The following is a 2296-nucleotide window of genomic DNA, read 5'->3' on the forward strand; positions in this document are numbered from 1 at the left end:
AAAACCTCCAGCGGGAAGACCTGAATCCTATTGATCAGGCAAAGGGGATATTGGCGTATATCCAAGCAAAACTTCCCGATAAAAATTATGATGTGGATGGGGTGATGAGCGAGTTAGTGACCTATAACCGGAGGCGTGAAGATGCTCCTGAAGCATTTGCGTCCACTGTGGACACAAATATGGAAATCTCCGGAAAGGCTTACACTTCCTTGTTCCGCACGTTATCGCTTTTAAAAAATCCTCCTGAGATTCAAGCTGAAATCCGGGCAGGAAACCTCCCTGTTTCACAGGGGTACCTCTTCGCTGCGAACCTCGAATGTCCCGACCGCATGCAGATATTTACCGACATTTTGAAAACGCCTGTAACCAATGCCACCCTGAATAATCTGCTCACAGCATACAAAAAGATCAAACCAGTCCCAGGTGTTACAAAACCCCTACCCATGACAAAGCAGGTTGCCAGCTTACGATCCATAGAGTCAAACATTGAGATGGGCATCGCAACATACACAAGGCCTGACCTTGAGACGCTTCTTGATGAGCTGCGGGTTTTCTGTGCTTTAGTGGAACTGCGAATACCGATTGCGCCAATGCCTGCCCCGGGCAAGAAAAAGCCCCCTCAGGTGTGAAAAAGGCAGTGAATAGTGAATAGTAGATAATGAATAGTTAAAAAGGCAGAAAATATGAAATGTTGTGAATGGTGAATGGTTTTTTGACTAATGACTATTCACTGCAGTTAAGATACGAGATACGGATTTTAAAATATGGCAAAGGATATAGATTCACAACTAAAATCCATTCAATAGGGAGAGTAGGTTTAAAATAAAGGTAAGGAGGACAATTGTGAAATATGCACTGAAATTTGTAATGCTTATTTCTATTTTTGCATTAATGACAGGGCGTGCTGCAGCAGGAGCATCAGAAGGTGACGATGCTTATCGTGCAGGCAATTACGAGAAAGCCATCAAAGAGTACAAGTCATGCGTCAGCGGTGAGGGTGATACAGGAAAGTTATCCTGTTGGTGTTCGTTTATGCTCGGCAAGGTATTATTAGACAAAAAACAATATTCAGAGGCTATCACGCATCTAAAAAGAGCCGTAGATATAGCACCCAAGGCAAAGTGCATTTCTTATGGATGGACGCCGGCATGGTACTTTTGGCTGGGTAAGGCATATTATGAAACCCGGCAATTTAAAGATGCGATTGTTGCTTTTGAAAAAGCAGCTACGCTCTCAGCAGATAAGTTGGAGCAACAGATACCAAGTCTTCCGAATGTTTCACCTGAAGTTAGAAAGTATGTTTTATCCATGGTGCCCCGCAAAAGCAGTTGTTATTTCTGGCTTGGCAGTACTTATTATCGAAATGCTCAATATCAAGAGTCAGTAAATGCACTTAAGCAAGCTATTGATTTAGATCCTACAGCAATAAATTTCTATATAGATCTTGCCAGTTCTTATAGAGAATTAAAACAGTATGATAATGCCATGGCTGCAGTGAAAAGATCGATAGAAATCAAACCCAGTGACTATGCTTATGGAATATTAGCCACAATATATACAGCCCAAAAACAATACGACGAAGCAATTGGTGCTTACAAAAAATCTATAGAGATTAATCCCAAAAACGCTGATCAATATATCCGGCTGGCTCAAATTTATGATGATAAAGAAAACTATAGTGAAGCCGTAAGCACCTACAATAAGGCGTTAGAAATAGCCCCCAATAATCCTGTTAATCCTGTTTTGCATTTTAATCTTGCAACCGCTTACTGGGCAATGGGCAGATACGATGAAGTTATTTCTATTACTGATCGGGGGCTTAAAGTATGGACTTCCACCGGGACGGGGTTGGAGCAGGCAATTTCCATTGAAAATGGCTACCCTGTGGTAAAGACGATTTTTAAGGACGCCAGGGCACAGGTTTTTGAATATGGCCCCGCAAAGAAAGCTGACATACAGTTTGGAGATAAAATAATCAAGATAGATGGGCAATCAACAAAAGGCGAGGATATAGCAAAAATCATTCAAAGGATGTTTGGTCATGCAGGAAGACAGGTTACGCTAACAATTGAAAGAAATGGTTTTAAAGAACCACTTACAAAAGTTATCACCCAAGAAACATATATATTAAAAGGCGGTGCCTCATTTCTTGCATTAAGAAGCCTTGCCTACAGAGAAAAAGGCAATCTTGAATATGCCTTTAAAGATGCCGAAAAGGCATATTCCCTTGATCCGAATGACAGGTGGGCAAAGAGCGCTATGAGTATCGCGTATATTGATAAAGGTCAATATAACG

General features: G+C 41.3%; 2 protein-coding genes. Both read left to right on the top strand.

Going from position 1 to position 2296, the window contains the following annotated elements; genetic code table 11:
* A partial coding sequence (locus NTX75_02660; GenBank protein MCX5815130.1) for a hypothetical protein occupies positions 1-629 on the top strand: 629 nt, incomplete at its 5' end.
* Between the two features lie 214 nt (positions 630-843).
* Positions 844-2296 (top strand): tetratricopeptide repeat protein (locus tag NTX75_02665; GenBank protein ID MCX5815131.1); only part of this gene is annotated, 1453 nt, incomplete at its 3' end.

Source organism: Pseudomonadota bacterium, from assembly GCA_026388315.1.
Lineage (GTDB): Bacteria > Desulfobacterota > Syntrophorhabdia > Syntrophorhabdales > Syntrophorhabdaceae > MWEV01.